The organism is Pragia fontium DSM 5563 = ATCC 49100, from assembly GCF_900112475.1.
GTDB classification, from domain to species: Bacteria; Pseudomonadota; Gammaproteobacteria; order Enterobacterales; family Enterobacteriaceae; genus Pragia; species Pragia fontium.
In genome coordinates this window covers 1-1,770 of the sequence record NZ_FOLW01000029.1, presented here as the reverse complement: position 1 = coordinate 1,770, position 1,770 = coordinate 1, and the positions used below count along the sequence as shown (strand labels likewise).

Annotated in this window: 2 protein-coding genes and 1 pseudogene; 2 read left to right on the top strand and 1 reads right to left on the bottom strand. The window is 41.9% G+C overall.

All coding sequences use genetic code 11. The annotated features are described in order from the left end of the window. Both BMZ28_RS17190 and BMZ28_RS17185 read left to right on the top strand, forming a co-directional pair. Positions 1–978 (top strand): RHS repeat domain-containing protein (locus BMZ28_RS17190; protein ID WP_175474947.1); only part of this gene is annotated, 978 nt, incomplete at its 5' end. Positions 979–981: 3 nt separating this feature from the next. Continuing rightward, positions 982–1,368 carry an Imm44 family immunity protein gene (locus BMZ28_RS17185; protein ID WP_074825160.1) on the top strand — a complete coding sequence of 129 codons (387 nt, stop codon included), beginning with the start codon at positions 982–984 and terminating at the stop codon, positions 1,366–1,368. Positions 1,369–1,433: 65 nt separating this feature from the next. Here BMZ28_RS17185 and BMZ28_RS17180 read toward each other — a convergent pair. Continuing rightward, a pseudogene (locus tag BMZ28_RS17180) lies at positions 1,434–1,658 on the bottom strand (SymE family type I addiction module toxin). Positions 1,659–1,770: the final 112 nt, after the last annotated feature.

Genomic DNA, 1,770 nt, shown 5'->3' with positions numbered 1-1,770 from the left:
CGGTTGGACTGGGATGAAAATGAGTGCCTGAGTGATTTTTACGATATTGGTGAGCGGGAGCCTCGCTATCAGTATCGTTACGATGCACTACGGCGGCGTATCAGTAAAACCTGTATTGATATTACAGGGCAAACACAACAGGTCACCTACTTTATTTGGGATGGTGATGCGTTGGCGGCGGAAGTGAGTTTTGCTCCGCTATCAGATAAAACAGAAGCTAAACTGGATGCCCGCTTCTTTGTGTATTATCTGAATACCTTTGAACCGTTAATTCTTCAGTGCAAGCAGCAGGGTATTGGCAGTCTGGCTCCGCCAGACGAGACAGGGTATTACTTTTATCAAAACGACCCGAACGGTATGCCGCTGCGGCTGCATGATGCACAGGGTGAAATTGTCTGGTCAGCCCACTATACTGTTTTTGGTCAGACCGACAAACTGGATGAAATCAAGGTTAAACAACCGCTGCGTTTGCAGGGGCAGTATTTTGATGAGGAATCGGGGCTTCATTACAATCGTCATCGGTACTATGATCCGGCGACTGGGGTGTTTGTTAGTCAGGACCCGATAGGGCTGGTTGGGGGATTAAATCCGTATCGGTATGCGGCGAATACCTTCGAATGGTGTGACCCATTAGGTCTCTGGAAGAAACATCGTAAAAATGGGCAATTTGCGAAAAAACCAGGGCGTAAAAAGAAGAAAACGTGTAATTCTGCGCATGGTAATAGTCACGATACTGATAAACCAGCGGAAGGTTATACCTTACGCGATCGTGATTCTGGAGATGTCGCAAAATATGGTGAAACCACTCAAGGTGATAAGCGATACTCTCAGAAATATTTGGATGATAATAATGTAGATATGTTCTTTGAAGAAAAAGGAACTAAGAAAGAAATGCACTCTTGGCAGCATGATAAGATATTAGATTATAAGGCTAATAATGATGGCGAACGCCCTCGACTGAATAATTCGGACTATTAAATTATGAAATTATGGATATCATCTGAAGCTGATGTTGATGTTGCAGAGTTATATAGAGAGACAAGGATATATATCGAAAAAGAAGTCAATGATCAGTTGGGTGAAGTTAAAGTTGATAATTTATATGAAAAGTGGGCTTTTATTGCCATGATTCGTGAAAATAAAGGTTGGGCTGATGAAATTGCTAAGCGACATGTGAAGCGTAAAGTTTTGGAGTTTAGACTAAAGATCGAACATGATGTTTTTTTGAATGGTGACTTTAATGCCAGAGCTAATCTATTTTTAGATTCTTTACGTCTTTCAGTCGATAAAATGGAAAGGCTAGGTATTTCATCGGATGATAGAAATAAATTATATTCAGTTTTAGAGAGTGTCAGAAACGACTTGTAATCAATTTTCTTAAAAAGCCAGAGTGATCCCTAAAAGATCTTCTGGCTTAGTTATTTAGGTTATATTTATACCTGATACTCTCTCTGAATAACTAGCCGCCCCTGCTCAACGGTGACGGTAATAGCCTGCCCGGAGAAAAAGCCCAGTTCTTCCAGCCAGCGGCCTTTAATATTAATCGCCGGTGGTGGGTTGGGCTTACCGTTTTGCGGGACGTATCCAACAGTGTAGTAACGCTCTGTTTTAACTGCTTTATTTACAGTAGTGCCTTACTTAGAATGTGCCTTAGCCATATTCAACTTCTGTGAATAAATTGGCCGTTTAACCCGCCAGCAGCAGAGTGAAGCTCTGTCAGTTTCATTTGAATATACGCAATCCGGTCAGCTAAAGCGCCAGAGTCTGCAT